The sequence below is a fragment of the Streptomyces sp. NPDC042364 genome (assembly GCF_056437585.1).
On record NZ_JBWKAJ010000024.1, the window covers coordinates 76,017 to 98,817 of the forward strand.

Consider the following 22,801-nt stretch of genomic DNA (forward strand, 5'->3'; position numbering starts at 1 on the left):
TCACCTCCTTGCAGGTCGGGCCCCGAGGGCGGTGAACAGCTCGCTGTTGTTCTGGTCCACGATCTGTCGCGCCTCGCCTCGCACCCGGCCGAGGAACTCACCGGAGTCGAGGTAGAGGTCGCCCTCGAACCTCGCCGCCCCGCCGGCCTGCCCGCGAGATGCGAGCGAAGTCAGCGCGTTGGCCTGGGCTGTCGTGAACACCGGTTCCGGCCTGCCCGTGCCGTTGTAGACCAGGTTGAGGCCGGGCGGGATGTAGCCGCCCGAGTCGTACTTGCCCGGCATGAACCCGTACCAGCTGCTGAACAGGCGGTCGTTGTAGCCGCGGGCCCGCCGGCCCACCACCACGCCGTCGCCGCCGCGCGACTCCACCTTGGTCTTTCCGATGGTGCCCGCAGTGTGGCCGACGCCGGCATGGGTGATGCCAACGCGGAACGCGGACTTGCCGTTCCTCACCCAGCCGGGCGGAGTGCCGCCCTTGAAGGCGTGGGTGCTCCACCTGCGGTGCGGCTTCTGCCCGCGGATCACGGACTCGATCGCGCTCATGAAGCCCGAGCAGTCCCACGAGGGATGCCCGTTGCCGCCCCACTGGTAGGGCAGGCCGTGCTGGGTCTTGGCCCATTTCGTGGCGGCCTGGATCTTCGGGCCGCCGATTCCGCCGCCGCCCTTCCTGTCGGCCTTCTTGGTGTACCCGAACAGGGTGTCGATGATCCGGTCAGGGATCTTCCGGATCATGCGGCCGATCCCGGTGTCCATACCGGGGAAGGACCTCAGCAGCGGGTCGACGACCTTCTTCACCCCGGCCCGCGCCGACTCCTCCAGGGAGTCACCCAGCCACGAGGTGGTCGCCTTGATGCCGTTCCAGGCGGCCGATCCAGCACCGGCCGCCTTCGAGGCCGCAGAGCCGATCCAGTCGAAGATGCCGCCGTCCGCGAACCGCTGCACCACTCCGCCGCTCGCATACCTCAGGGAAGTGTCGGTCGGCGTGTCCGGGTTACCGCCGAACACCGGGGCCAGGGCAGCCTTGACGCCCTGAGACCCTCGGGACTTGGCGATGCGGTTCATGGCGCCGACGAATCCGGAGCCGACAGCCCGCGTGAACTCGGGTCGCATGATGGCCTCGCCGCCCGACAGTTCGAGCGCCCCGCCGGTCGGGGAAACGAACCGGTGGACGTCCCGGCCTGGTGTGTAGCCGGGCATGATGCCGCCGGAGGCGAAGGTGAACTTGTCGAGCTTCTTCGCCCCGAAGGCGCCGGCGACCTTGTTCCAGACGCCGCGGATGCCGTTGTTGTAGACGACATCGACGACGTACTGGACCGGGGTGCGGGCGATGCCCTTCAGCTTGTCCCATGCGATCTTGATGGCTTTGCGGGCTGTCTCGAAGGCCTCGGCCACACGGCGGACCGCACCGCGCACCGCATCGAACGCAGGTTTGATCCCGCTACGCCAGGCAGCACCGATAGCGGAGGAGATTCCGTTCCAGGCCGGCTTGATGACCTTCTGCCAGAGCCAGCGGAACACATCGCCCAGCACGCTGATCGCCCCGCGGACGAACCCAAAGTAGCGCTTGACGATGTTCGTCCACCACCACGAGATGATGGACCCGATGCCGCGGAAGGCCGGCGCGAGGATGGTCTTCCACAGCCAGACGGCGGTGTCGGCGACCTTCTTCCAGTAGGCGATCAAGAAGCCGATGTACGGCCTGATGATCTTCTGCCAGAGCCAGACGACAACCCCGCCGAACCAGACGAAGAAGGGCTTCAGCGCCGTATTCCACAGCCACATCGCGACCTGAGCGACGGTCTTCCAGTAGGCGATCAGGAACCCGATGTAGGGCCGGATGATCCGCTGCCACAGCCAGACCATGATCTGACCGAACCATGCGAAGAACGGCTTCAGCACGGTGTTCCACAGCCACAGCGACGCCGTCTTGATCCCGTTCCAGGCCGACAGCACCAGGTTCCGGAACCAGGGGAACTTGTTGAACGCCCACACGCCGATCGCGACGAGCGCCACAATCCCGAGGATGATCAAAGTGATCGGGTTGGCGCTCATGGCCGCGTTCAGCGCCCACTGGGCGATCGTCCACACCCGCATCGCCACGACCGCCAGCCAGATGCCCTGCACCAGCCACGGCGCATTCTCGGCAACGATCCCGATCGCCTCGGCCAGTCCCCCCAGGAAAGCGAGCAGCGGACCCGACACCGGCGACAGGGCCTGTCCGATCGAGAAGAACGCCATCGCGATCTTCCCGAGGGCGTCACCGAGACGCGGCCCCATCTCGGCCGCATACGACAAAAACCGCTCGAACTCCGGGCTCCCCTTGAGCGATGTGCCCCAGTCAGCGAACCGTTTCGTGATCCGCTGCATGGACCCGGAGATGTCGTCCATGTGAGGCAGGAAGGCGCCGATCACGCCACCCATGCCCTTGAAGATGTTCCCGAACGCCACACCCAGGCCGACGATCGCCGGCTTCACTGAGCCCTGCAGATCCTTCTTGAAGGACTTCCACCACGGCGACTTGAAGCCGCGGCTGGCCCGGTCCTGCAGCTCACCGATTGCGTCCGCCGCCTCAGTCACGAACGGCGTCAAACCAGGCAGGGCGCGCCGCATCCCGTTGAGGGCGCGCGTGAACAGTGGCATCACCTTCGGCTGGAGACTCTTCGACCATTCGCCGAACGCCGACCGAAGATCGACGAACGCGTTGAATGTGTCCCTCGCCGACGGCGTCAGCTTCGCCAATTCGGCCTCATACTTGGCCTGCGCCACCGCAGCCTGATCAATCCCGCCGGCCGCAGACAGCGACGACGAGGCGACCTGCCGCTGCGCCGACGCAATCGAATCCGCCGCCGACTGCTGCGCCGCCGCCAGACTCTCCTGCGCCCGCGCAACCGACCGAGCACCATCCTCCTGCGTGCGCGTCAGGTTCCGCTGCGACTCCGCAACCCGCTGCTGCGCATCCGCGATAGACCGCGCACCATCCAACGCAGCCCGCTTCTGATCAGCGCGTGCCTTGGCCAGCTGCTTCTGCTGATCGGCGACCGACTTGTCCGCGTCCGCGAGACGCTTCTGCGCGTCGAGGACGGTCCTTGAGCCCTCCACGCCGGCCTTGTCCGCGGCCTTCTTCTCCGCGGCCAGGTTCTTCGTCTCGGTCTTCTGCTCCTTCAGTCGCTGTACCGACTGGTCGTAGGCCAGCTGGGCGCGTTGAAGCTCCAGGCTGCCTTCGGCGGCGCCCTTGGCACGGACCGCGTTCAGCCGGAGCAGAGCCTCCTGCACCGACAGCGCCGCATCCCGCTCCGACAGCTGAGCGGACGCCAGACGATCCCCGAGCTCCTCAAGCTCCGCCTTCGCATCCCGGCGGGCCTGCGTCAGGTCCTGCTGGGCCTGACGGGAGGACCGCTGCGCGTCAGCCAGAGACTCCTCCGCGTCGATGACGCGTTCGGCGGCCTCCCGCTGCTGGTCCGCGGCCTGACGGACCGCGTCCGCCAGCCCCCGCTTGGCCTGTACGACCTGCTCGGCGGCCCGCCGGTTCGCCTCCGCGCTGTTACGGACCGCGTCGCCGACAGCCTGCTCCGCCTGGGAAATCTGGCGGGCCGCATTCCGGTGCGCCGACGCCAGCGACTGCTGCGCGCCTGCAGCCGACAGCGCCTGCTTCGCCCCCTGCCCCGCCGCGGCACCACCCTGATAGGTGGCGTTCGTGGCCGCATCCTGCGCAGCCTTCTGCGCCTGCAGCGCCGACCCGATGCCCTTCAAGGCAGGCAGCGCCACAAGGCCCACAGCGCCAATACCCGCTGCCGCAGCCGTCCCCGCCGCGGCCACCGCGCCCAGACCGGCCGCCACCACCGGCAGCGCCGGGATGATCGCCGGGCCGAACGCGAGAGCAGCCGTGACCAGCATCTGCATGCCGGACACGTGCACGTTGACCGTGGCGGTCTGGCCGTCCAGCCGGTTCACCAGGGCCTGCATCGCCGCGAGCTGGGCAACCGCGGCACCCGCGTCGACGCGCACCGCAATGTCAGCGTCCGACGCTGCGAGCCTCTGCAGGCGGGCCTGGATCGCGTCGATGCGCGCGGTCGCCGTCGCGGCGTCCATATCGACGCCGATGCGGACATCCCGCAGCGCCGTCAGCTGGGCGCGCAGCCGGGCAATCTCAACGTCGACATCGGACGAGTCGGCGGTCAGGTTGATGTTCGGGAGCGAGGCTTCGGCGGCCTGGACCTGGGCGCGGAGGCGCTGCCCGAACGTGCCGTCCGTCTCCACCCGCACCCGTGCCGGGTCCGCAGTGACCTCGTCGATCTGCGCCTGCAGCGCCTGCAACTGGGCGATCGCCGCCGCCGTGTCCGCGCGGACCGCGACGTTCGGGTGCGCGGCTCCGATACGACGCAGCCGCTCCTCGATGTCCGCGGCCTCCGCACGGGCGGTAGCCGCGTCGACGTCGATGCCGATCGTTTTCCCGGCCAGCGTCTCCAGTCGGGCCCGCAGCCGCGCCAGGTCCGCATCCACGCCGGTGTCCGACAGCCGCACATCTAGGCGGGGCATGCTGCGGAATGCCGCCTCCAGGCGGGCCCTGAGGGACCGCGCGAAGGCGCCGCCCGCCTGTTCGCCCTGCCGTGCGGCTGCTGGCCGTGCGGCCCGCCCACCCTGGGTGATGCCGTCGCGCAGCGAGTCCCGCAAAGACGCCGTGATGCGGCTGGCGATCTGCCGGCCGATCTGCTGCCCGATTTGGAGGCCGACGTTTCCGACCTGCCCCTGCATGGCGGGGCCGAAAGACCTGCCCGCCGCATTTCCGGCATCCTGGCCGGCACGAGTTGCCGCGGGGACCAGTGCGCTGCGCAGGTGCCGATAGACGCCCTGCGCGTTGGGGACGACATCGACCTCGACCGAGCCGACGGAGATAGCGGGCACTGGGAGCCTCCTCCCAGCGCCCCTACGCGGCGCCCCCGTTCAGCAGGTGGAACAGCTTGTTCGCACTGTTCTCGTTGAGCTTCGCCTTCACCTTGCGCGGCCCCGCTCCCGGACGGCGCAGCGGCTCCGGCGGATCAGGCCGCTTCGACTTCTGCTCGATGTTCACGCTCCACAGCACCCACTCCACACGGCGGATCGCATCCACCGCCGAAGCCAGCAACTGCTCCTGCTGCGACCACCGAGCCTTCTCCGGCTCACCCCGCTCCGCCTGCGCCACAAGCTCCTCAGCCGACATTCCGTTGCGAAGCGCCGTCATCGTGTGAGATTCCGGGGGCAGATGCTGGATCAGCACGCGTAGGCGCCGCCACGACATCCGGCCCCGATGAACGTCGAGGACGTCGATGCCGCGCTCCAGCAGGTCGGCCTCTACCGCCTCCGCGTGCTCCGAGAGGACCGCGAAGGTCCACCGGATTTCCCCAGCGACTCCTCCCCCGCCCGGGCCGCAGCCTCGGCGAACCTGCCGATGCCCTCCGACGTCGGGTCGAGCTCCTCGTAGATGTCGTAGTCGTCCTCGTGCAGCACGAGTTCGAAGAACCCGTCGAAGTCGCCCTGGTTCAGGCAGCGCAGCGCAGACGCACGCCACCGGGTAGCCGGCAGCGCACGCACGTCCTTGCTGACGCCGTCGTATCCGGCGAGCGGCACGGTCACGTACCCGTCGTCGATCTCGGCCTCCGCCTCCTGGGCGCGTGCGGCGTCGATCTGGTCCTTGGTGGCTGGCATGGCGCGGGCCTCCTCACATCACGGCGCGGGCAACAGGAACGAAGGTGGGCGGGCCGGGCCCGCGCCGACGGTGAATCGGCCCGCCCACCAGCTCAGGACCCGGTGTAGGCGGCCGTCTCCGGCACCCGGTCGAAGTGGTACACCGTGTTGCCGGCCGCATCCGGGTAGGCGGTGATCGTCCACTCGAAGCCCGCGATCTCGTCCTGCTTGTGCGTGACGTCCGAGCGTTCGGTGATCTCGCCCTCCGGCACGTAGAAGCCGCGCTGGAAGTTGTCGCCGTCGAGAACGACGAACCAGAACGCCCTGCGGTCCGGGACCGGGCTGGCGGTCTCCGCGAACGACGTGAGACCAGACGTCGGCGCCAGATCCGCGACGTCGAGGCGGTACTGCAGCGACTGCACCGTCGTGCGGCCGACCTCCCACACCGTCAGCCCGAACGTGCGCAGGCTGGACGTGATGGTGGTGCGGATCGGCGCCGTGTAGCCCCACGGCGTGAACGACTGGGTGTCCTCCTCGAAGCCCTGCACCAGGCCGTCGTCGGAGATGGCGCCGAGCGGCGCCCACGGCGACAGCGGCTGAACCTCCGGGTCGCCGGGCGAGGCGGTTCCCAGAGGGGCCACCCAGCCGCCGCCGTTCGCGCCGACCTCCAGCAGATCCGCCGCGCGGGTGATGTTGACCATCGTTGTCTCCAGACATGCGTGAAGCCCGCGCACGGGCGGGAACTTGAAGGGTCCGGCGCGGGCCCATGAGGCCGGTCAGGAGACCGGGTGGCAGAAGATTTCGTAGGTGGCCCCGACGCGGCGCAGGGCCGTGTTCTCGTAGGGCCGTACAGCGGGCAGTGTCAGGGCACCTGTGCGGCCGATCACCAGGGAGTCGGTGGACGACCCGCGGAGTTCCCCAGTCACCCACTGGTGAACGTCCTTTGCCAGGACGATGGCGTCCGCGCGGGTGGCCGCGTACACGTTGATGTCGACGAGCATCCGCGCCAGCCGGATCCCGTCATCGTCGCCGCCGGGGATCTGGTTGATCTGGATCGTGGGCAGCTCGTTCAGCAGGTTGTTGTCGAGCTCGTCCCGGACCACGGCATCGGGAAAGCGGTCCGTGGCCCGGGCGATGAGCTCCAGCTCGATATCGACGAGCGCGGTCACTGGTTCCGACCGCCCAACTGGGCCGCCCGCAGCAGCACGTGGTGGGCATGGACGCGCTCCGTGCCGTACTCCACCCACCGGGCGTAGTAGGCCGTGTTCCGCACGTAGGCGACCGCCCGATCCCTACGTCGGCCGCCGCGGGCCGTGCTGTCGGTCTCCCACGAGTTTTTGTAGTGCCCGGGGTGCGGGCTGTTCGGGTCGACCGGAGAGAGCCCGATCGCCACCCCCTTGATGACCTCGGCGCGGCGGCGCATCTCCGCCTGCATACCAGGCATCCGCAGCATCTCGCCGACACCTTTGCGCTTCATCTTGAACCGTGCTGCCATAGCCCCTCCTGCAACTCAAGCCGCTGGGGGCGGACGGACATGGACATTCAGGTCAAGGGAGTGCTCGGCAGCATCAGCTTCGACGGGGAATGGGTGACCATCACCAAGACGCCCGTCGGGCCCAAGCCGGCGCCTGTACGCATCCGGGCCGCCGACATCACCGGCACTCGCTTCAAGGCGGCCACACTCCTCATGCACGGCTACGTGCAGTTCGTGCTGCCGGGCAGCCTGCCCGCCGGGGAGAAGGGCGGTGTCCTGCACGCCGGGCGTCCGCCGTATGAGGACCCGCACAGCCTGTCCATCCCCCGCAAGTCCAACGGGCTCGCCGAGAAACTCGTTGCCGCCGTGGAGCAGGCCCGCAGCTAGCCGGTGACCCGGTCTGCTGCGAACTGGATGACGCCGCGGGCTCCGGTGAACGGGCTTCTGCCCCAATCACCGGGCTCGCCCGTGATCTCACAGACAACCCCGCGGATGACCGCTCGGTCCGTCGTCCGCAGCGCTGTACTGGCCGGGGCGTACACGGTCCAGCCCACGATGACGGTGTCGCGGTCCTGCTGCTGCGAACCACCCACCTGCGGCGACTCGGCGCGCGGCGTGACCACGCAGCCTTCCAGGTCGAACGACTCGTCCGGGCCGGGCAGCGGCTGGCCGCGGGGCCCGCGGCCCGGAGACTCACCGGTGCGCACAATCCGCACCGTCTCACCGAACGGGAACGGTGCAGGCATCAGGGATACCCCCAGCCCGCCTCGTAGTCCTCCGCCCACCCAGTCAAATCGTCGATCGGCCAGGTAGGCGACGGGTCCGCCGTTGCGGGGGTCGGGTCCACGGTGAACGCTCCCCCGCGGCCGGCGAGGCTCTTGAGCGCGGACTTGTCACTCTTCGTCAGATACAGGCCGCCCGACCCGGACGGGCGCTGCACCGACATCGGGCCGATCGTCTCGTAAGACACCTGCTGCGGATTCACGTAGGCGCGGCCTGCCACAGACAGAACAACCGCATCCGCGCCCTCCGGAAGAGGCTTCACGACCGTCTGGCACAGCGAGATCGCCGTGGCGATGAGCAGGTCCGCACGGTTGCCGTCGATCTCGTCCAGCCCGAGGTACAGGCCGAGCTGTTCGACGGTAGGAGCCACGAATGCCATCGCGCGCCTCCTCTCAGGCCAGCGCCTCCACGGCGGAACACCAGGCCGCCAGATCCGCAGCAGGATCGAGCTCCACCGAACGGGCCCTGGCGCGCTTTGACGCAAGCCGGTACTCGGCCGCGGTCTGCAACTTCCGCAGTACCGCCTCGTAGCCGGCCACGTCATTCCGGTCGACGAAGACCCCAGCCTCGCCCAGCGACTCGCACAGGCCCGGCGTGGGGTGCGCGACGACCGGGATGCCTGAAGCGAGCGCCTCGACTCCGGCCCGGCCCCACGACTCGTAGGACGACGGCATCAGCAGCACCCTCGTGCGGGCGTACACCTTCTCCCGCATGTCCTCCCCGCGGACGTGGTCGACGATCTCCACGTTGGGCAAGTCGGGAAGAATCTGCTCCCCGTAGGCGCCCTTCACGGCGATGAACTGCTGATCCGGCATTCGTTCGGCGAGGGCTTTGAGGACCTTGCCGCCCTTCTCCGGGTTGCAGTTGATCAGCGTGACGGCCTTGCCGGGCTTCGTCGCATACTCGTCGGCGAACACCGGCGGACGCACGATCAGACTCGCCGCAGGCCGGATGGACTTCGGGAACTCCGCGAAGAACAGCCCCGCCTCCCGCTCCATCCACAGCGAGTTGTAGACCGCCAACGCCGTCCCGCCCGCCGCAGCGTCCCGGAACGTAGGACGGTGCGTGTTGTGACAGACGACCACCAGCGGCTTGCCGTACCCGCGGGCCAGACTCGCCGTCGACGGAACCGTCTCCAGATGCGCGAGCAGCACATCCGCCCGACGCACCGCCGACGGGAAATCGAGGCGCGACTCCAGCGGCACCACACGGATGCCCCTGTACTCGTACTCCTCGTGAGCCCTGCCGTAGCGGGACAGCCACACGGACACATCGTGCCCGCGCTCCACCAAAGGCCGCAGCATCGACACCAGCATGTGCTCGGCGCCGGCATTGTGCTCCGGAGGCATCGCATGCACGCGGGCGACGATCTGCAGGGGCTTGGCTGCCCCGCCCGGCGCGGAAGCCGGGACAGCCCTCGCCATCAGGAACCGCTCGGGGTGCCGGTGAACTTGACGAACGCGTCGACGTCGCCGAGGACGAAGCCGTAGTACGCCTCCGCGAGGATCAGCACCAGGTTCTCCTGGAACGCCGAGTGGACGCCGCCCTCCTCGTCCACGTAGGTCGCCTGATCGGAGATCCGCACGGTGATGTCCATGCCCACGCCGTAAGCGGCCTGAGACCAGTCACCGCCGATCGCACGCAGACCCGTGTCCGTCGACGCGGACTGACGACGCTGCTTGCCCGACACGCTCCGCGAGTAGGCGAGCGGCTCGCCGATCAGCGTGCCCGCCGCCGCCATGTCCGTTCCCGGCGTCTGGGTGTCGACGAGGATCGGTCGGCCGGTGGTGTCGGTGGCGAGCAGCAGCTTCGGCTTCAGCCGGTGGTCGGCGACGGTACCGGTGTAGTCCCAGTCGCTGTCGATGACCTCTTCCATGCCGGTCACCAGGTCGGCCCAGATGCCGCCGTTCGCCTGCGTCGCCGTGCCCAGCGCCACCGAGTTGGAGGTGGCGGCCAGGTACTCGCTGAAGGGGCCTGCCGCGCCCTTCATCGTCTTGCCGTGGATCGCCGCGTGATCGAAGGCCCGCGCGAACGCCGTCGGCAGATCCTTCTGCAGCTGGTCGTACAGGCCGCCCGCGTTGGTCTTCGCGACCTCCATGGCGACCGGGATGAGCACGGCCAGCTTCTTGGCCTGCATCTGCTTCACATCCACGCCGCCCGTACTGAGCGGCTTCTTCGCAGCCTGGCCGACCCAGTCCGCAGTCGGCACGTCCATCGGGATCGGCACCGATGTGGTCGCGTCCAGGGCCAGCGGCGCCGGACGGGCCAGCGCCATGACCGCGGACTGCTCGACGGACTTCTCGAAGATCGGTGCGGTGATCGTGCGCGGCAGAAGCGACGCATCGACATTGGACAGAGTGAGGGGGGCGGTGACCGCCATGATGTCTCTTCTCCCGAAGCTGCTACAGCTTCGAACTCAGCCACCCGGCGAACTCCTCGCGCGGGCTGGGGGCCTGCTTCTTGTTGGCACCGGACGCCTGAGTGCGATCCGGCGCGGGACGCCGCGGGCCCTCCTGGGGCTGGGTCTTCGCCCAGTGCGGCTTGCGCTCCAACAGCGCCTGGAGATCCGCCTCGATGGCGGACTCGTCGACGTCGCCCGAATCGGGGTCGATGTACGCGGAGAGGTCGAGCGAAGTGACAGCGTCTTCCGGGTCCGTGAACGCCGCCCGCACCTCGGACGGGGAAGCAGCCAGGGCCTGCACCCGTGCCTCTACGAGACGCTTGCGGGTCGCTGCGATCTGGGCTTCAGCGGCGGCCAGACGGTCGTTGAGGCGCTCCTGCTCGGACTTCTGCGCGTCCTCGAACTCCTTCGCCTTCCGAGCCAGAGGCTCCAGCTCCTTCAGGCGCTTACGGAGGTTCGCGGCCTCCGAGTTCGCCTTCCGAATCTTCGCCTCGGCCTGCTTCCGGTCGAACGGCTTCTCCTCGTCGCCGGACTCCGCCTCCTGGGCGTCGTCCTGCTGCGCGGTGCCGTCCTGACCCTCGGTGGCCGCCTCCTCGACGGTCTCCTCGGTCCCGGACTCCTGCTGCTGCTCGACGGTCTCGGTCTCTTCGGGCATGACGAATCGGCCCTCCAGGGGCTGTGGAAATGAGAAAGGCCGCCACCAGGGCGACCAAGGTCAGAACGAACCCGGGAGCGGGTTCGAGTCGTGCTCCGCCAGCGCCCGCCTGAACCGGGCGAGTTGGCTTCCCGAATGCCCGGCCGCGTACTCCTCGTAAAGCCGCGCCCACTCGCGGGCCTGCGGGGACAGCTCGAACGTCTGCCCACGGAAAATAGGTATGGCGCCGCAGTGGCAGTTAGATACGATTACACCATCTGCCCGGTACCAGCCCTGCTCCGTTTGGAGGTTGTACACGTGCCCCGCAAATTCAGTGCGACGGACATCGACAATGCGGTCACGCTCTACTCGTCCGGCAAGACGTTCGCCGAGGTCGCGGCCGAGACGGGCATAGGAGTCACGACCATCCACCGAGCCGTAAAGGCCCGAGGGATCGAACCGCCGCGCCCCTACCGAACCAGCAAGACCGACCTTGACCGCGCTGTGGAGCTCTACGTCAGCGGCAAGACCGGAGCCGAGGTTGCCGAGTCCTGCGGCGTCCCTCCATCCGTGCTCTCGCGCGAACTCCGCAAGCGCGGAATCCCAACTCGCACCAACAAGGCCAGCCTGCCCGCCGCCGACATTGCCGCTGCCTACCTGGGAGGCGAGAGCGAGTTGTCGCTCGCCCAGCGCTACCAGATCAGCCGCGACGCCATAAGACGCGCCCTGCTTGAGTCCGAAACTCCAATCCGAGACCGAGGTCAGGCCCAAGCCAACCGACTGGCCAAGCTGAGCCGCGAGGAGCGACTCCGCCTTGCACAGGCTGCGCACAACGCTACTCGCGGCCGTGAGGTCCCCGCCGAAGAACTCTGCAGGCGTGCCCAGCAGCGCGAGCAGACTCTCTCGCACGCAAGCCAGCGTGAGTTCGAATTCGGCAAACACCTCCGCGGCCACGGGGTGGCTGTAACTCCCCAGAAGGCCGTCGGCCCGTACAACATCGACTTCGCCGTTGGCTCCGTCGCCGTGGAAATCCTCGGAGGCAACTGGCACGCTTACAAACCCGAGCACGCTCAGCGAACGCCATACATCCTCAATGCGGGCTGGCACATACTCTTCGTATGGGAGATCAAGCGCGCTCCCCTGTGCGTTGAAGCTGCTGAGTACGCGATCTCCTGGGGCCAGCAAGCCAGCAGGGATCCATCCGCAGTCCGTCAGTATCGGGTGATTCGGGGTGATGGAAAGCTCGTGGCCAGCGGCGGTGCCGATGACGAGCATTTCCCCCTCATACCACCGTCGGTATCCGACTTCAGCGGCAGGCCCATCGACTAGCGTCCCCGCAGGCACACAGTTGTCGTGAGCCCGAAAGCGCGCAGTTTCCTGGGCGTACACACTCCCCCGACTGGCCAGCATCTTGCAGAAGGCGCACGCACCGAGCGCGGCCGAGCGTGCCCAAGCCGTCGCCTGCGGGTCCTGCCGCACCGCCTCCAGGACAGTGCTCCGGCCCGTATCGGCGACCAGCTTCTGCGCGACCAGCTCGGCCTTTTTCTCCGCCTGTTCCAGCCGGACCTCGATCGGCTCCCGCTGCGCCGGCGTGGCCTGCTCAGGATCGCGCTCCCACACGTCCTTCACGGCCCACCGCAGCGAGGCTTCCGTCTTCTCCTCCGGGGGAGGCTCCGCAACCGGAACCGTGAACGAACCAGGCACGCGAGCTGCGTCACGCTGAGCGTCGTAGAAATCGGCGCCCAAGGCCGCCGATGCCTGCGCGTACTGGTCCACGACCGTCTGCACCGCGGCGAACCAGTCCGGCATCGACTGCCGCAACCGCGACGGAATGATCAGCCTGCGCAGGCCGCGAACATCCCTCAGCAGCAACCGCGTCAACCCACGCTGCGCAGCCCGATACCGGTCCGGATCACGGCCACCATCAGAGACCGCCATCGCCACCGTCAACCTCCACCACATCCGGCAGAGACGCCTCAGACTGTCCGTTCAAAGCCGCCAGACGCTGCAAGATCCCGTTCCCGGCCGCCGCAGCCGCCGCCCTCCTGCGGTCGACAGCGATCCGCTGCCGCTGCGCCTCCGTGAACCCAGCCATCTCCAACGTGACATCGGAATCGGCGGGCAGGACCCCGGACTGCACGAGTTTGACCGTGGCATCCACCTGGGCCGCCACCGTCGGAGTCGCCGGGTTCCGCCACACCGTCTCGATCCGCCGCGTCTTCTCCGGCGGCTCACCGTCACGAACCCACAGCGCCAGACGCATCGCCTGCTGCCACGCCGCCCCGAACCGGCGAATCCGCCGCTCCGAGCGCTTCACCAGCTTCGCCTCCGTCGACCGGATCGCATCCGCCGACGCCGGGTTGTCGGTGGTGTAGCCGAGCATGTGCGGCGGCAGACCAAACTGCGACGACATGATCCGCGCATACAGGTCGATGATCCGCGTCATGCCCGTCGGGTCGTGCGCGGCGAACTGGCCCACGTTCGGGACGTTGCCGTCCTCGTCCCGCTCCAGGGCGAGCACGCGGCCGATGTACGTCTCCCACGCACTCTTCGCCGTACCGTCCGCGTCCTGAAACGCCGACTCGGAGGCGCCGAGAATGTACCGCTGCGGGGCGCCGAAGAACTCCGCCGCCACCTCCATACCCATCAGCCGTCGGCACGCCGCATCCGTGATCGACATGACCTCGGGTGTGATCTCCGACTTCCCCACCCGGTCCGCAGTGCGCTGTCGGTTCGCCATCCGAACCACCGGCACCACACCCAGGTTGTGGATGTCTCGGTCGATGACCTCCCACCCGCCCGACACCGACGGCAGGCACATCACCGTCTGATCCGGCAGGTACAGGACCAGCATCCGTTCCTCAGGGCCCGACTCGATGTACGTGTCGGCCGCGCACTCCCGCAGGGCCGCCGTACCCATCCGCAGCCGGGCATCCCACAGCAGCGTCATATCCAGCGGCGACTCGGCAGAGATCAGCGGCGGGCAATCCCCGTCACAGTCCCCCGAGCCGACCGCCAGATACTCCCGGCCGTACACCAGCGCATCCAGATGCGCCAGGCTCGACTCGTCGAACAGATCGTTCGCCTCAGCGATCTCCGCAAGCTCCGACGAGTCCGCACCGTCAGCCCAACGGAACGCCTCCAGATCCAGGCGCTCCTCAAGCGACTCGACACCCACCCGCGGCCACCCGATCACGGTGTGCAAGCCCTTGAGCTGCGGCGGGATGCTGATACCCAAGTCACGGATCAGCTGCTCGCCGTTGAAGTACGCATCCCGCAGAAGGAGCGCCCACCGGTCCCGCTGCATGTCCGCGCGCAGCATGTTGACCAGGGCCAGCTCATCATCTGAGAGCGTCACCAGCGGGAGCTCAGGGATGGACAGGGTCATCGCAACACCACCACCCGTCCCTTACCTGTGGCCTTCGAGCGTTTGGCCCAAGAGGGCGAGTTCATGACCATGCGGCGCAACATCCGCGCCCCGATCGCACACACAGCGAGGTCGACCTTCCGGGCCGACTCCCGATGCTCCTTGCCGATCGTGTAACCCCACGCGTTCGTCCTGCGCCGCGCGTTCGCGACGTGCTGCCGCAGCACCTTGTTCCCGTCATGAGGCACCTGCCGCTCCAGAACGTCCCGATAGAAGCGATCCACGGCCTCCGTGAATATCTGCTGCCGACGCCGGTCGCCCATGTCCCACATCACCGCATGCTGCCCATGCCCAGACGGCACAGCCTTCAGCTTCAGACGCTTGCCGTAGCGCTGCGCCCACGCATCGATGTAGCCATCCCAGTAGCGTTCGCCGTCCGACTCGTCGTAGCCAGCGCCAGGGTCCGCGAAGAACGCCAGCGGCCTGTACCGAGCAAAGACGTGGTCGACGACCCCGTCCACCTCATCCCGCGGCACCCGGTACGGCTGATCTCCCGGCCAGTTCGCCGGCCGCTGCCACACGCCGAGCGTCTTCACGAACCCGTCCCGCATCCGGCAACCCACCAGGCCAGTCGCGTCGTCCGATTTGGAACCGTCGAAGAACAGGACGAGGTCGTCGCCATCCTCCAGGCTGAAGCCCTCGTGCGGGTTGGCATCCCACTCGTAGGGCGCCAAGTAGGCGTCCTCGGCGGCAGTGATCTGGTTGAACCAGAAACGGCGGCTACGCGACGGCGGGTTCCGGACGTCGAGGATCGACGCCTTCAGTCGCTCGATGTCCAGCCACGTCGAGTCTCCGCGGACCGCCCGCAGTGTGGGCTCAATCCACGCCTCGGTCAGCTTCGCCTCGGCCGGTGCCTCCAGCGAGTCGTAGAACAGGCCCGTCTTCACCACCCGGCCCGACTCGGCCGACTCGAACGCCTCCCGCGTTCGCTCGGCGACACTGTCCTCGCCGGGCTCGTAGGCGTTCGTGATCGCCAGCGTCCGTGACTGACCGTCGGCCGACTTGGTGGCGTTGCGCTCAATCACCGCGGCCATCTCGTGGCCCTGGTTCGACTCCACCCAGTGGTGAGTCTCGTTCATCGGAACGAAGGTCGGGCGGCCACCCTCCAGCGCACGCGGGGACGAGGTCACGGCCTCGATCCGAGCCCGCCCCTTGTCGGCGTAGATGATCTCCTTGCCGAGATCGATGCGGTACTCCTCGATCGCCCGCTTCGAGAACAACGACGGGAACAGCGTCATCGTGTTCCGCGTCTGATCCTGGCTCACGGCCGCGATCTGAACCCATGCCGCCGGATGCTGCATCCCGAGCGGCTGCCCCGGAGGGATGCCCCACTCGTTGCCCTCGTCCGCCACCTGCCCCGACGGACGGCACGGGCCGACGAACTCAAACCCGGACCAGGTGCCGACGACTGGGTCCTTTCCCCAGCCCTTCAGCCGCTGGATCACGCCGTCTCGGTACAGGAACCGGTTCGTCGCCGGGTCCATCGCGTACCACCACAGGGTCAGACGCGCCTGCTCAGGGGTGTATTGCCACGCCCTGCCGACGTAGTGCTGCAGGTAGGTAGCCGTCCATGCCAGGCAGTGCCAGCCCAGCGTGTACTCGGGCAGTATGAACCGACCGTCCGGGCCGCGCTTCCACGTTGGCCCGATGGTGAACGGCTGCACGATCTCCGGGACGACCTCGTCAGCCACCAGCGAGGTCACGGTAAGCGTCCAGCGGCTTCACCGACGCCAACTGAGGACCGGCCGGCTTGCGCTCCAGCTCGATTCGAGCCCGGCGCCGGTCCCCCTCGGTGGTGAGGAGACGGGCCATGACGCTGTCGAGCGCGCTGACATACTGGCCGTTCGGCGGCCGATCCGAGGACAGGCCACGCGACATCAACTCCGCCGCGTACCGGGCCATCGCCCAGTCCGACGGCTCGTAGAACGCGGCCTGGCCGGACTGCTGTAGGGACAAATACCAGTCCGCGGCAATCGGATGCCACAGCGGATCGGGCTCGGGCAAGTCCGGAACATCGACCGGCGGGCCGGCGGAAGCCTTCGCCAAGCTCGGGCCGTCGTCCTTGTTCCGACGCCGGCGCGCCTCGGAGCGCTCCGGAATGGGTCCACGAGTGCCCATAGCGACCTCCAGGGTCAGGCACGCCGCCAGGGCGTGCGGGGCAGATGTAATGCGCCAGCCGGGCAGCCACCAGGGCCGCACCGTGACGGCGCGTAATCGGATCGGCTGGGCGGCCTAGGAAACCCGTACTGGATCTCGTGAGCTAGACGGCCCCGATCCCTGGGAAAAGTGGATCATGGGGTATCCCCCCAGGTGATCTTGGTGGGGATGGTCAAGATTGACGATCACTCTCGTCGATCTCCCGGCCGTCGAGACTGTGATGGACCATGATCCAGTTGACCGATCCGTCTTCACCCTTGATCGGTTTGGCTGTTGGTCCACAGACACAGTCGTCGTCGGACGTGTGCTCTACCGCATCACCCAGTGGCACGACGTGCAGCACCCTGACCACACTCCCTGCTGCCCTGCCCTGCCCTGCCCGAGCCGGGCGACCGGATGCCCTACCGGCCCCGCCGCCCCGGGTTCAGGCGGCTCCCGGTGTAGACCCCTGTTGCCCGGCGGTGCAGCAGCTGGCAGTAGCCCTTGGCCCTTGCTCCCATGTAGCGGCTGAGCATCCGGTTGCATCGGGTCCAGTCGCCTGGTGTTCCCCACCTGATGCGGGCTGCGCCGGCTCCGCTGGTCCAGTACCTGCGAAGCGTCTCGGCGTTGCCTCGGCTTCCGCGTCCCTTGCTCGCCACGACAGATCACTCCTTCTGTGGCGCGGGCTCGTGGTGGTCTGGAACTTGGGGTTCGTCTACCCGCTGTACTTGTGCGCCAAGTCCTGCGGGTATGGCGAGGCAGATGCCAGCGTGATCGGAGAAGACGGCCCATCCGTCGGTGACGGTGAGGGTGAGGTCGTCGCCTTCGATGTGGACGTCCTCACGCCGCTGCTCACGCGGGTGGACGATGAGGTATGCGGGCATGGGGCACCGCCTCACAGGAGACCGGGGTGTTGCTCGGGCGGGCGTTTTCGTCCGGGCCGCGGGTTGGCGCGCTGCGCGTCGTTACCTTCGCGCGACGACTTCTGATCATGGCAGGGTCCGCAAACTCCCTGTAGTCCCTCAGGTCGGTGATCATCCGTCTTGGCCTTGATGTGGTCGCAATGCGTGGACGGGCGCACGCCACACAGGACGCACGTGCTGTCGCGCTCCAGGATCTCGGCGCGGATCCTTGCCCACTGGGGCGGGAGGCGTCGTCGCCTGTCGGACCCGGACCAGCCGCTGCTCATGGCTGCGTCTCGGCGTTGGGGTCGTCTTTCTGCCCGGGTCGCCAGTCCTTGACGAGTTCAAGCAAGAGCATGCAGTCGTCGGGGTTGTAGCCGGTGATGCGGTAGACGACCTGGTCGGCGATGTTGATGTCGCCGAGTTCGATGCGGGTGTAGAGGCCTGGTTGGGCGAGGAGGTCGACGTTCATCTTGGCCCGCTGCGGGGCCTCGTCGACGGTGATGCCCTTGCCGAGGTGTCGGGTGAGCTGGACGTCTCCGTATTCGGGGTCGCTCATCGCTCACTCCTCGGGGCTGCGCTCGGTGTCGCTGCTGAGTGCCCAGCCTCCGAAGCCAGCGCGGTGTCCGGTCGGGCTGCCGGCGCTGGCCACGCCGTAGAGCCGGACTGCCGCTGCTTCGGCGCGGCCGAGGGGATCGTCGTCGGATCCGCTGATCTCGACGGTCACTTCACGGACACCGTCGGACAGCTTCACCGTCACGTCAGGCATCGGCATTGGGGCAGTCGCCGTTGTGCTGCTTGTCGAGGGTTTGGAAGGCGAGGCTGCAGCACCAGTCGCGGTTCTGCTTTGGAGATTCTGCCTGCTCAGGCCGGTACGTCGTCCGCTTGGCCTCTCGGATGGCGACGCCGTAGCCCTGAAGGTAGTCAGCAGGGCTGGGGGCTGGTCGCTCATGCTCTCGGGCGCTTCGGGCGGGTTCCGGACTCGGCTGAGCGCGTCGTCCAGTTCGGCCGCCTGCTTCAGGTGCTCGCAGCTCTCGATGTGGGGCGGCCAGCCTTCGGTGAGCCAGGTCGGGGCGACGCCGTGGTCGGTCCACCCGCAGTGCTTCTGGCCGATCTCGTAGCCGTGTCGGGCCCACGAGCGGGCCTCGTCGCGGTCCTGCCGGAGGCGGTCGCGCGCATTCTCGGACCGGACCAGCTCGGAGCGGAACTCTGCGGCCGTGTTGCGGATGTCGTCCCAGTTGCTGCCGGGTTCCATTCCGAGTGCATCGGCGAGTTCGTCGCGTCGTTTGGCGAGTCGGTCCATGTCGTTGGCGATGTCAGCGCGTTCGTCGGCCAGCATCTGGGCGTTGAATCCGGATGTGATCTTGCCGATCGTGGCGCCGGTTTCCTCCGCGACCTGTTGGAGGTAGGCGGTGGTGTCGTTGGCGGGGATGTCGATGGTTCCGGGGAAGCAGAGGACTTGTCGGGCGCCGATCCGTGTGGCGATGTTCTCGGGCCAGCGGGTGATCTCCTCGGCGAGGTCGTCGTCGACCTGATCCAGGACGAGGATGAAAGGCGGACGTTCGTCTCCGCTGCCTTCGGGGAGTTCGAGGATCTGCAGGCGGGCCATCAGCCGGTCACCGCCTCGGGTGCGTCATCGCCAGCCAGGCGGACGACGCTGAGCACGTTGGCTATGGGGATGTAGGCGCAGGCGGATCCGTCTCCGGCCCAGCCGATGTAGTGGTTGCCGGAGGGTTCGATGTACTTCGCCTCAACGATCTCTTCGTCACCGGTGAGGTACTTGATGGTGTAGCGGGCCATGGCGCGGGCTCCTGTGGGGTCAGGTCAGTCGGAGGTACCAGTTGCGGGCGAGTTGTTTGAGGCCGACGGCATCGAACTCAGTCGTGTACTTTCCGCCCGCCGTGGTCGGTACGGGCCCCCGGTTGGGGCTGCACATGACGGGCTTCAGACCGGCGCTGTTCTTCACGCACTCCCCGGCCCCGACGATGCCGTTCTTGTTGAGGTCGGTGTTGGGGTGGCCGAGGCCGAAGATGTGCCCGAGTTCGTGGGCGACGGCGTCTTTCCGGTAGGACTCGTTCACCGTGGCGTTGCTGGAGAACCAGTTCGGGACGGTCCAGTACTCGGAGTCCATGAGCACGTGCCCGCCCCACGCCGAGCCGTCCCCCATGTCGTAGCAGGGCAGCGCCCGGCTGTACCCCTTGGCGCCGGAGGGCCGGTACTTGTAGTGGACGACGATGCGGTGCCGCGACGGGCACGACTCGATCGGCGTGCTGTCCAGGGCGGTGGTCACGGTGACTTGGACGCCGGTGATGGTGGTGATCTGGGCCGCGAGCGCCTTCAGGTACGGGGGGAGTTTGGTGCGGGCGGTGGAGGTGGCGAACACGATCGTGTAGGGGCCGGGGTTGATGCTGTAGATGTGGAAGTTGCTGGTCTCCGCCTTCCAGCCCTTCCCGGAGTACACGGGCCCGGTGGACGCGTCAGCGGGTGGGGCGGCGAGGAGCAGGATGGCTGCGGCGATCAACGCGGCGGCAGCGGCCCGGAGGCGGATCGGCATGGCACCTCCGATCCGGGCGGCTGCTGTTGACCGGACTACGCCGGTTCGCCGCCAGAGGCGGTGACGCGGTGGATGCCCAGGGCCGTGTCCATCTCGTAGCGGTCGAGTTGGGTGGTCGCGTAGGCCAGGAGTCCGCGCAGGAGCGCCCGTTCACGCCCGCTGTCGGGGATGCCGCCCGCCTGGTCGACGACGCTGAACGTCTGTCCGTCGGACCAGGCGTACACGAGCGTGGTCGGCTTCTGCTTGAGCAGGCTCATCTGCTCTTGTGTGCACTCGTTCAGTGTCCGCATCAGGTCTTCGCCGTCGATGGTGTGGCAGAGGCTGCAGATGCGGATTGAGGCTGTGGCGTGGGCGGGCTTGTTGTACGACCAGGCGTGCTCGCACAGGTTCTCGGCGGCGAGCGGCTCGTTGGCGGACAGGTCGGGGGAAGCCATGGGCGCGGGCCTTCCGAGTGGCGATCAGGTGTTGAGTGCCCGCCGCACGCCCTCTTCGAGGGTCACTGTGGGGACGTAGTGGTTGAGCATGCGGCTGGGGTCGCAGATGCGGTGGTGGACGCCGCGGGGTGCATCGGCCCGGTGCTTGAGCTGCGGCCGGTAGCCGGCTGCCGCGGTGACGATGCGGGCGAGTTCGTCGAAGCTGGTGGCGCGTCCCCAGCCGAGGTTGACGGGGCCTGTGACGTCGGCGTCGAGGAGGGCGAGGGTGGCGCCGACGAGGTCGTCTATGTGGATCCAGTCCCTCGTTGAGGTGCCGTCGCCCCAGATCTCGAAGGGGTCGTCGCGTCGTTTGGCCCGCTGGATGAAGGCGGGGAACGGGTAGCAGTCGTCCTGGTCTTCGCCGTACCCGGAGAACGGCCGCGGGATGAGGATGCGGCAGCCTTCAGCCTGGGCGTAGCTGGCGAGCTTCTCGCCCGTCAGCTTCGCCCAGCCGTAGGTGGCGTCGGGTTCTTCCATGTACGCGAGGTTGATGTCCTCCTCGTACAGACGCCGCACGTCGCCGGGCTGCTGGAGCGCGACCGGATAGGCAGCGCTGCTGCTGAAGTACACGGCGCGCGGGGTGCTGGTGCGGATGAGCCACCGCATGTACCAGGCGTCGAGGGCGAGGTTGGTGGCGACTCCGAGCGGCGACCCGTCGATGCTGGCCCGGCCGCCGACGATGGCCGCGCAGTGCACAGCCAGGTCGTAGCGGGTGTCGTTGGTGCGGAAGAAGTCGAGGGCGTCGTCGCCGTCGGCAAGGTCGATGCCGGTGACGTCCCAGCCTCGGGCGTCCATCGCCTTGTGCAAGTGGCGGCCGACGAAGCCTCGGTGGCCGGTGAGGAGGACGCGCATCAGCCGGCCGCCTTCACTGCCCGGTAGACGCCCCACGGCAGGCCGGAGTCGACAGGCTCCAGCCCGATCTGCTCGCAGGCTTCGGTCTGCTGCTCGCGTGACCAGGTGGTGACGCCGATCCACGAGTCGGCTTCGGTCGGTGTCTCGGAGAGGGGCCAGTCGAGGATGAGGAGTCCGCCGAGCTTGGTTGCCGCGCGGAGCTTGCCGATGATGTGCAGGCCGTCTGTGTAGCTGTGGTGGATGAGGACGGCGAGGCTGTACACGGCGTCCATGCGGCGGCGGCCGAGGTGTCCGGCGATGCCGTCGGCGTCCGCCTGCACCACGGTGATATCGGGGGCGCGTTCGGTGAGCCGGTCGAGCATCCGTTTTGACGAGTCCACGGCCGTCACCTCAAAGCCGAGGACGGCGAGGGGGATGGCGACGCGGCCGTCGCCGCAGCCGAAGTCCATGACCTTCGCCCCGTCGGGGATGACGGAGGCGAGCATGTCGGCCTGCGCTTGCCCGGACTGCCAGTAGGCGTCTTCGGAGATGCCGCGCGTCGGATGGATGGCAGCAGGGTCGGCCTGGTCCCAGGCTCGGATGACGGCTTCGGCGGTCACGGCGCGTGCCCCTTCCTCTCGTGTGCCTCGGCTTCGGCGACGAGTTCGGGGATGGAGGGGCTGTAGCCGTGCTCCCACCAGCGGACGTCACCGCGGCCACTCGTTTGTGAGCAGATCGAGCAGACGAGGGCGACGATCGGGGCATCCGCGGACGGTTCGTCGGCGGTGACGCGGTAGTCGTTGAGGTCGATCACGCAGATGCCTCGACGAGCTTGCGGAGTTTCTCCAGGTCGTCGGCGAGGCCGCCGTTGTCGCGGTAGTCGTAGTAGGCGGCCGAGTCGGCGGACACCTGCTGTTCGCTGTTGACCTCCGCGTACCCGGCGTCCATTGAGGCTTTGCCGTTCGCGGGGTGGAGGTGTTCGATCACCATGTCGTGCAGGTAGGTGATGCGGCCCATGCCGCGCCCCCAGTCGACCCACACCAGATCCGCGCAGAGGTGCACCAGGCAGTCCGGGGCCATGTAGTTCAGCGTCTGCACGATGTCGCTGGTCATCGCTACGGCTGTGGCCATCGCCTCGCCCTGTAGCAGGTCGTTGCCGTAGACGATGCCGGGCCCGCCTGACAGGCACTCGCGGATTCGCGCGTCCCAAGCCATGGCGGCTGGGCGGGGCCGGTGGTCGTCGCCGAGGAACGCGAGGAACCGGTACGAGCCCGCGTTCTTCACGGCCTGCTGGTTGAGGGTGCCGACGAGGCGGCGCCGCTTGCCGAACGTGAACCGCACCCGGCCGTCCGCCTTCAGTGCGGCTGCGTGCTTCTTGTACGCGGCCAGCTCGGGGTCATCGGTGTCGACGGCGAACAGCACATCCGCGGTCGCCCCGGTGTCGTCCCACGCCTGCATGATCTCCGGTATCGCCTGCGGCCGGCCGCGGGTGGGGATGATGACGAGGAGATCGTCGGCCATGGCG

Annotated in this window: 27 protein-coding genes; 1 reads left to right on the forward strand and 26 read right to left on the reverse strand. The window is 68.1% G+C overall.

Features of this window, described 5'->3' with window-relative positions; genetic code table 11:
- From AC067N_RS33245 to AC067N_RS33270, 6 genes are all read right to left on the reverse strand, one after another.
- Positions 1-4,902, reverse strand: coding sequence for a phage tail protein (locus tag AC067N_RS33245; protein WP_478682638.1), 4,902 nt, complete (start codon positions 4,900-4,902; stop codon positions 1-3).
- Positions 4,903-4,924: 22 nt separating this feature from the next.
- Positions 4,925-5,254: a hypothetical protein gene (locus AC067N_RS33250; RefSeq protein ID WP_478682639.1), complete on the reverse strand. Its 330-nt coding sequence runs from the start codon at positions 5,252-5,254 to the stop codon at positions 4,925-4,927.
- 74 nt (positions 5,255-5,328) lie between these two features.
- Positions 5,329-5,682, reverse strand: coding sequence for a hypothetical protein (locus tag AC067N_RS33255; RefSeq protein WP_478682640.1), 354 nt, complete (start codon positions 5,680-5,682; stop codon positions 5,329-5,331).
- 92 nt (positions 5,683-5,774) lie between these two features.
- Entirely contained in the window at positions 5,775-6,362 is a 588-nt protein-coding gene (locus tag AC067N_RS33260) for a phage tail tube protein (protein WP_478682641.1), read from the reverse strand.
- 75 nt (positions 6,363-6,437) lie between these two features.
- On the reverse strand, positions 6,438-6,830 hold the full coding sequence (locus AC067N_RS33265; protein ID WP_478682642.1) for a phage tail termination protein: 393 nt from the start codon (positions 6,828-6,830) through the stop codon (positions 6,438-6,440).
- Entirely contained in the window at positions 6,827-7,156 is a 330-nt protein-coding gene (locus AC067N_RS33270; RefSeq protein WP_478682643.1) for an HK97 gp10 family phage protein, read from the reverse strand. Before AC067N_RS33270 ends, AC067N_RS33265 begins: the two co-directional genes overlap by 4 nt.
- Positions 7,157-7,195: 39 nt before the next feature.
- Between AC067N_RS33270 and AC067N_RS33275 the strand changes: the two genes are divergently transcribed.
- The gene (locus tag AC067N_RS33275) at positions 7,196-7,522 is read left to right on the forward strand and encodes a DUF4429 domain-containing protein (protein WP_478682644.1); all 327 of its coding nucleotides are present in this window, start codon (positions 7,196-7,198) and stop codon (positions 7,520-7,522) included.
- Here AC067N_RS33275 and AC067N_RS33280 read toward each other — a convergent pair.
- The 20 genes from AC067N_RS33280 to AC067N_RS33375 all read right to left on the reverse strand — a co-directional run bounded on the left by AC067N_RS33280 (position 7,519) and on the right by AC067N_RS33375 (position 22,797).
- On the reverse strand, positions 7,519-7,881 hold the full coding sequence (locus AC067N_RS33280; RefSeq protein ID WP_478682645.1) for a hypothetical protein: 363 nt from the start codon (positions 7,879-7,881) through the stop codon (positions 7,519-7,521). The genes AC067N_RS33275 and AC067N_RS33280 overlap by 4 nt on opposite strands.
- Positions 7,881-8,297 (reverse strand): hypothetical protein, encoded by a 417-nt coding sequence (locus AC067N_RS33285; protein ID WP_478682646.1) that lies wholly within the window; start codon positions 8,295-8,297, stop codon positions 7,881-7,883. Before AC067N_RS33285 ends, AC067N_RS33280 begins: the two co-directional genes overlap by 1 nt.
- 13 nt (positions 8,298-8,310) lie before the next feature.
- Positions 8,311-9,267, reverse strand: coding sequence for a glycosyltransferase family 4 protein (locus AC067N_RS33290; RefSeq protein ID WP_478682698.1), 957 nt, complete (start codon positions 9,265-9,267; stop codon positions 8,311-8,313).
- A gap of 74 nt (positions 9,268-9,341) precedes the next feature.
- Complete coding sequence (locus AC067N_RS33295) at positions 9,342-10,298, reverse strand: phage major capsid protein (protein WP_478682647.1); 957 nt, start codon at positions 10,296-10,298, stop codon at positions 9,342-9,344.
- A gap of 22 nt (positions 10,299-10,320) precedes the next feature.
- Positions 10,321-10,974 carry a hypothetical protein gene (locus tag AC067N_RS33300; protein ID WP_478682648.1) on the reverse strand — a complete coding sequence of 218 codons (654 nt, stop codon included), beginning with the start codon at positions 10,972-10,974 and terminating at the stop codon, positions 10,321-10,323.
- Between the two features lie 60 nt (positions 10,975-11,034).
- Positions 11,035-12,891 (reverse strand): VG15 protein, encoded by a 1,857-nt coding sequence (locus AC067N_RS33305; RefSeq protein ID WP_478682699.1) that lies wholly within the window; start codon positions 12,889-12,891, stop codon positions 11,035-11,037.
- Positions 12,878-14,341, reverse strand: a complete 1,464-nt coding sequence (locus AC067N_RS33310; RefSeq protein ID WP_478682649.1) for a phage portal protein — start codon at positions 14,339-14,341, stop codon at positions 12,878-12,880. Before AC067N_RS33310 ends, AC067N_RS33305 begins: the two co-directional genes overlap by 14 nt.
- On the reverse strand, positions 14,338-16,083 hold the full coding sequence (locus AC067N_RS33315) for a terminase (protein ID WP_478682650.1): 1,746 nt from the start codon (positions 16,081-16,083) through the stop codon (positions 14,338-14,340). Before AC067N_RS33315 ends, AC067N_RS33310 begins: the two co-directional genes overlap by 4 nt.
- A complete protein-coding gene (locus AC067N_RS33320; RefSeq protein WP_478682651.1) occupies positions 16,064-16,498 on the reverse strand; it encodes a phage terminase small subunit in 435 nt (144 codons plus the stop codon). The genes AC067N_RS33315 and AC067N_RS33320 overlap by 20 nt, the downstream gene beginning before the upstream one ends.
- A 211-nt stretch (positions 16,499-16,709) precedes the next feature.
- Entirely contained in the window at positions 16,710-16,880 is a 171-nt protein-coding gene (locus tag AC067N_RS33325; protein WP_478682652.1) for a hypothetical protein, read from the reverse strand.
- Between the two features lie 301 nt (positions 16,881-17,181).
- Positions 17,182-17,400 carry a hypothetical protein gene (locus tag AC067N_RS33330; protein ID WP_478682653.1) on the reverse strand — a complete coding sequence of 73 codons (219 nt, stop codon included), beginning with the start codon at positions 17,398-17,400 and terminating at the stop codon, positions 17,182-17,184.
- Positions 17,401-17,701: 301 nt separating this feature from the next.
- Positions 17,702-17,977: a hypothetical protein gene (locus tag AC067N_RS33335; protein WP_478682654.1), complete on the reverse strand. Its 276-nt coding sequence runs from the start codon at positions 17,975-17,977 to the stop codon at positions 17,702-17,704.
- A 3-nt stretch (positions 17,978-17,980) separates the two neighbouring features.
- Positions 17,981-19,027, reverse strand: a complete 1,047-nt coding sequence (locus AC067N_RS33340) for a hypothetical protein (protein ID WP_478682655.1) — start codon at positions 19,025-19,027, stop codon at positions 17,981-17,983.
- Positions 19,027-19,218: a hypothetical protein gene (locus AC067N_RS33345; RefSeq protein WP_478682656.1), complete on the reverse strand. Its 192-nt coding sequence runs from the start codon at positions 19,216-19,218 to the stop codon at positions 19,027-19,029. The genes AC067N_RS33340 and AC067N_RS33345 overlap by 1 nt, the downstream gene beginning before the upstream one ends.
- 19 nt (positions 19,219-19,237) lie before the next feature.
- Positions 19,238-19,972 (reverse strand): zinc metalloprotease, encoded by a 735-nt coding sequence (locus tag AC067N_RS33350; RefSeq protein WP_478682657.1) that lies wholly within the window; start codon positions 19,970-19,972, stop codon positions 19,238-19,240.
- A 35-nt stretch (positions 19,973-20,007) separates the two neighbouring features.
- Positions 20,008-20,406, reverse strand: coding sequence for a hypothetical protein (locus tag AC067N_RS33355; RefSeq protein ID WP_478682658.1), 399 nt, complete (start codon positions 20,404-20,406; stop codon positions 20,008-20,010).
- A 24-nt stretch (positions 20,407-20,430) separates the two neighbouring features.
- Positions 20,431-21,297, reverse strand: a complete 867-nt coding sequence (locus tag AC067N_RS33360; RefSeq protein WP_478682659.1) for an NAD-dependent epimerase/dehydratase family protein — start codon at positions 21,295-21,297, stop codon at positions 20,431-20,433.
- Positions 21,297-21,896 (reverse strand): class I SAM-dependent methyltransferase, encoded by a 600-nt coding sequence (locus AC067N_RS33365; protein ID WP_478682660.1) that lies wholly within the window; start codon positions 21,894-21,896, stop codon positions 21,297-21,299. The genes AC067N_RS33360 and AC067N_RS33365 overlap by 1 nt, the downstream gene beginning before the upstream one ends.
- Positions 21,893-22,090, reverse strand: a complete 198-nt coding sequence (locus tag AC067N_RS33370; RefSeq protein ID WP_478682661.1) for a hypothetical protein — start codon at positions 22,088-22,090, stop codon at positions 21,893-21,895. The genes AC067N_RS33365 and AC067N_RS33370 overlap by 4 nt, the downstream gene beginning before the upstream one ends.
- The gene (locus AC067N_RS33375) at positions 22,087-22,797 is read right to left on the reverse strand and encodes a hypothetical protein (protein ID WP_478682662.1); all 711 of its coding nucleotides are present in this window, start codon (positions 22,795-22,797) and stop codon (positions 22,087-22,089) included. Before AC067N_RS33375 ends, AC067N_RS33370 begins: the two co-directional genes overlap by 4 nt.
- Between the last annotated feature and the right edge of the window lie 4 nt (positions 22,798-22,801).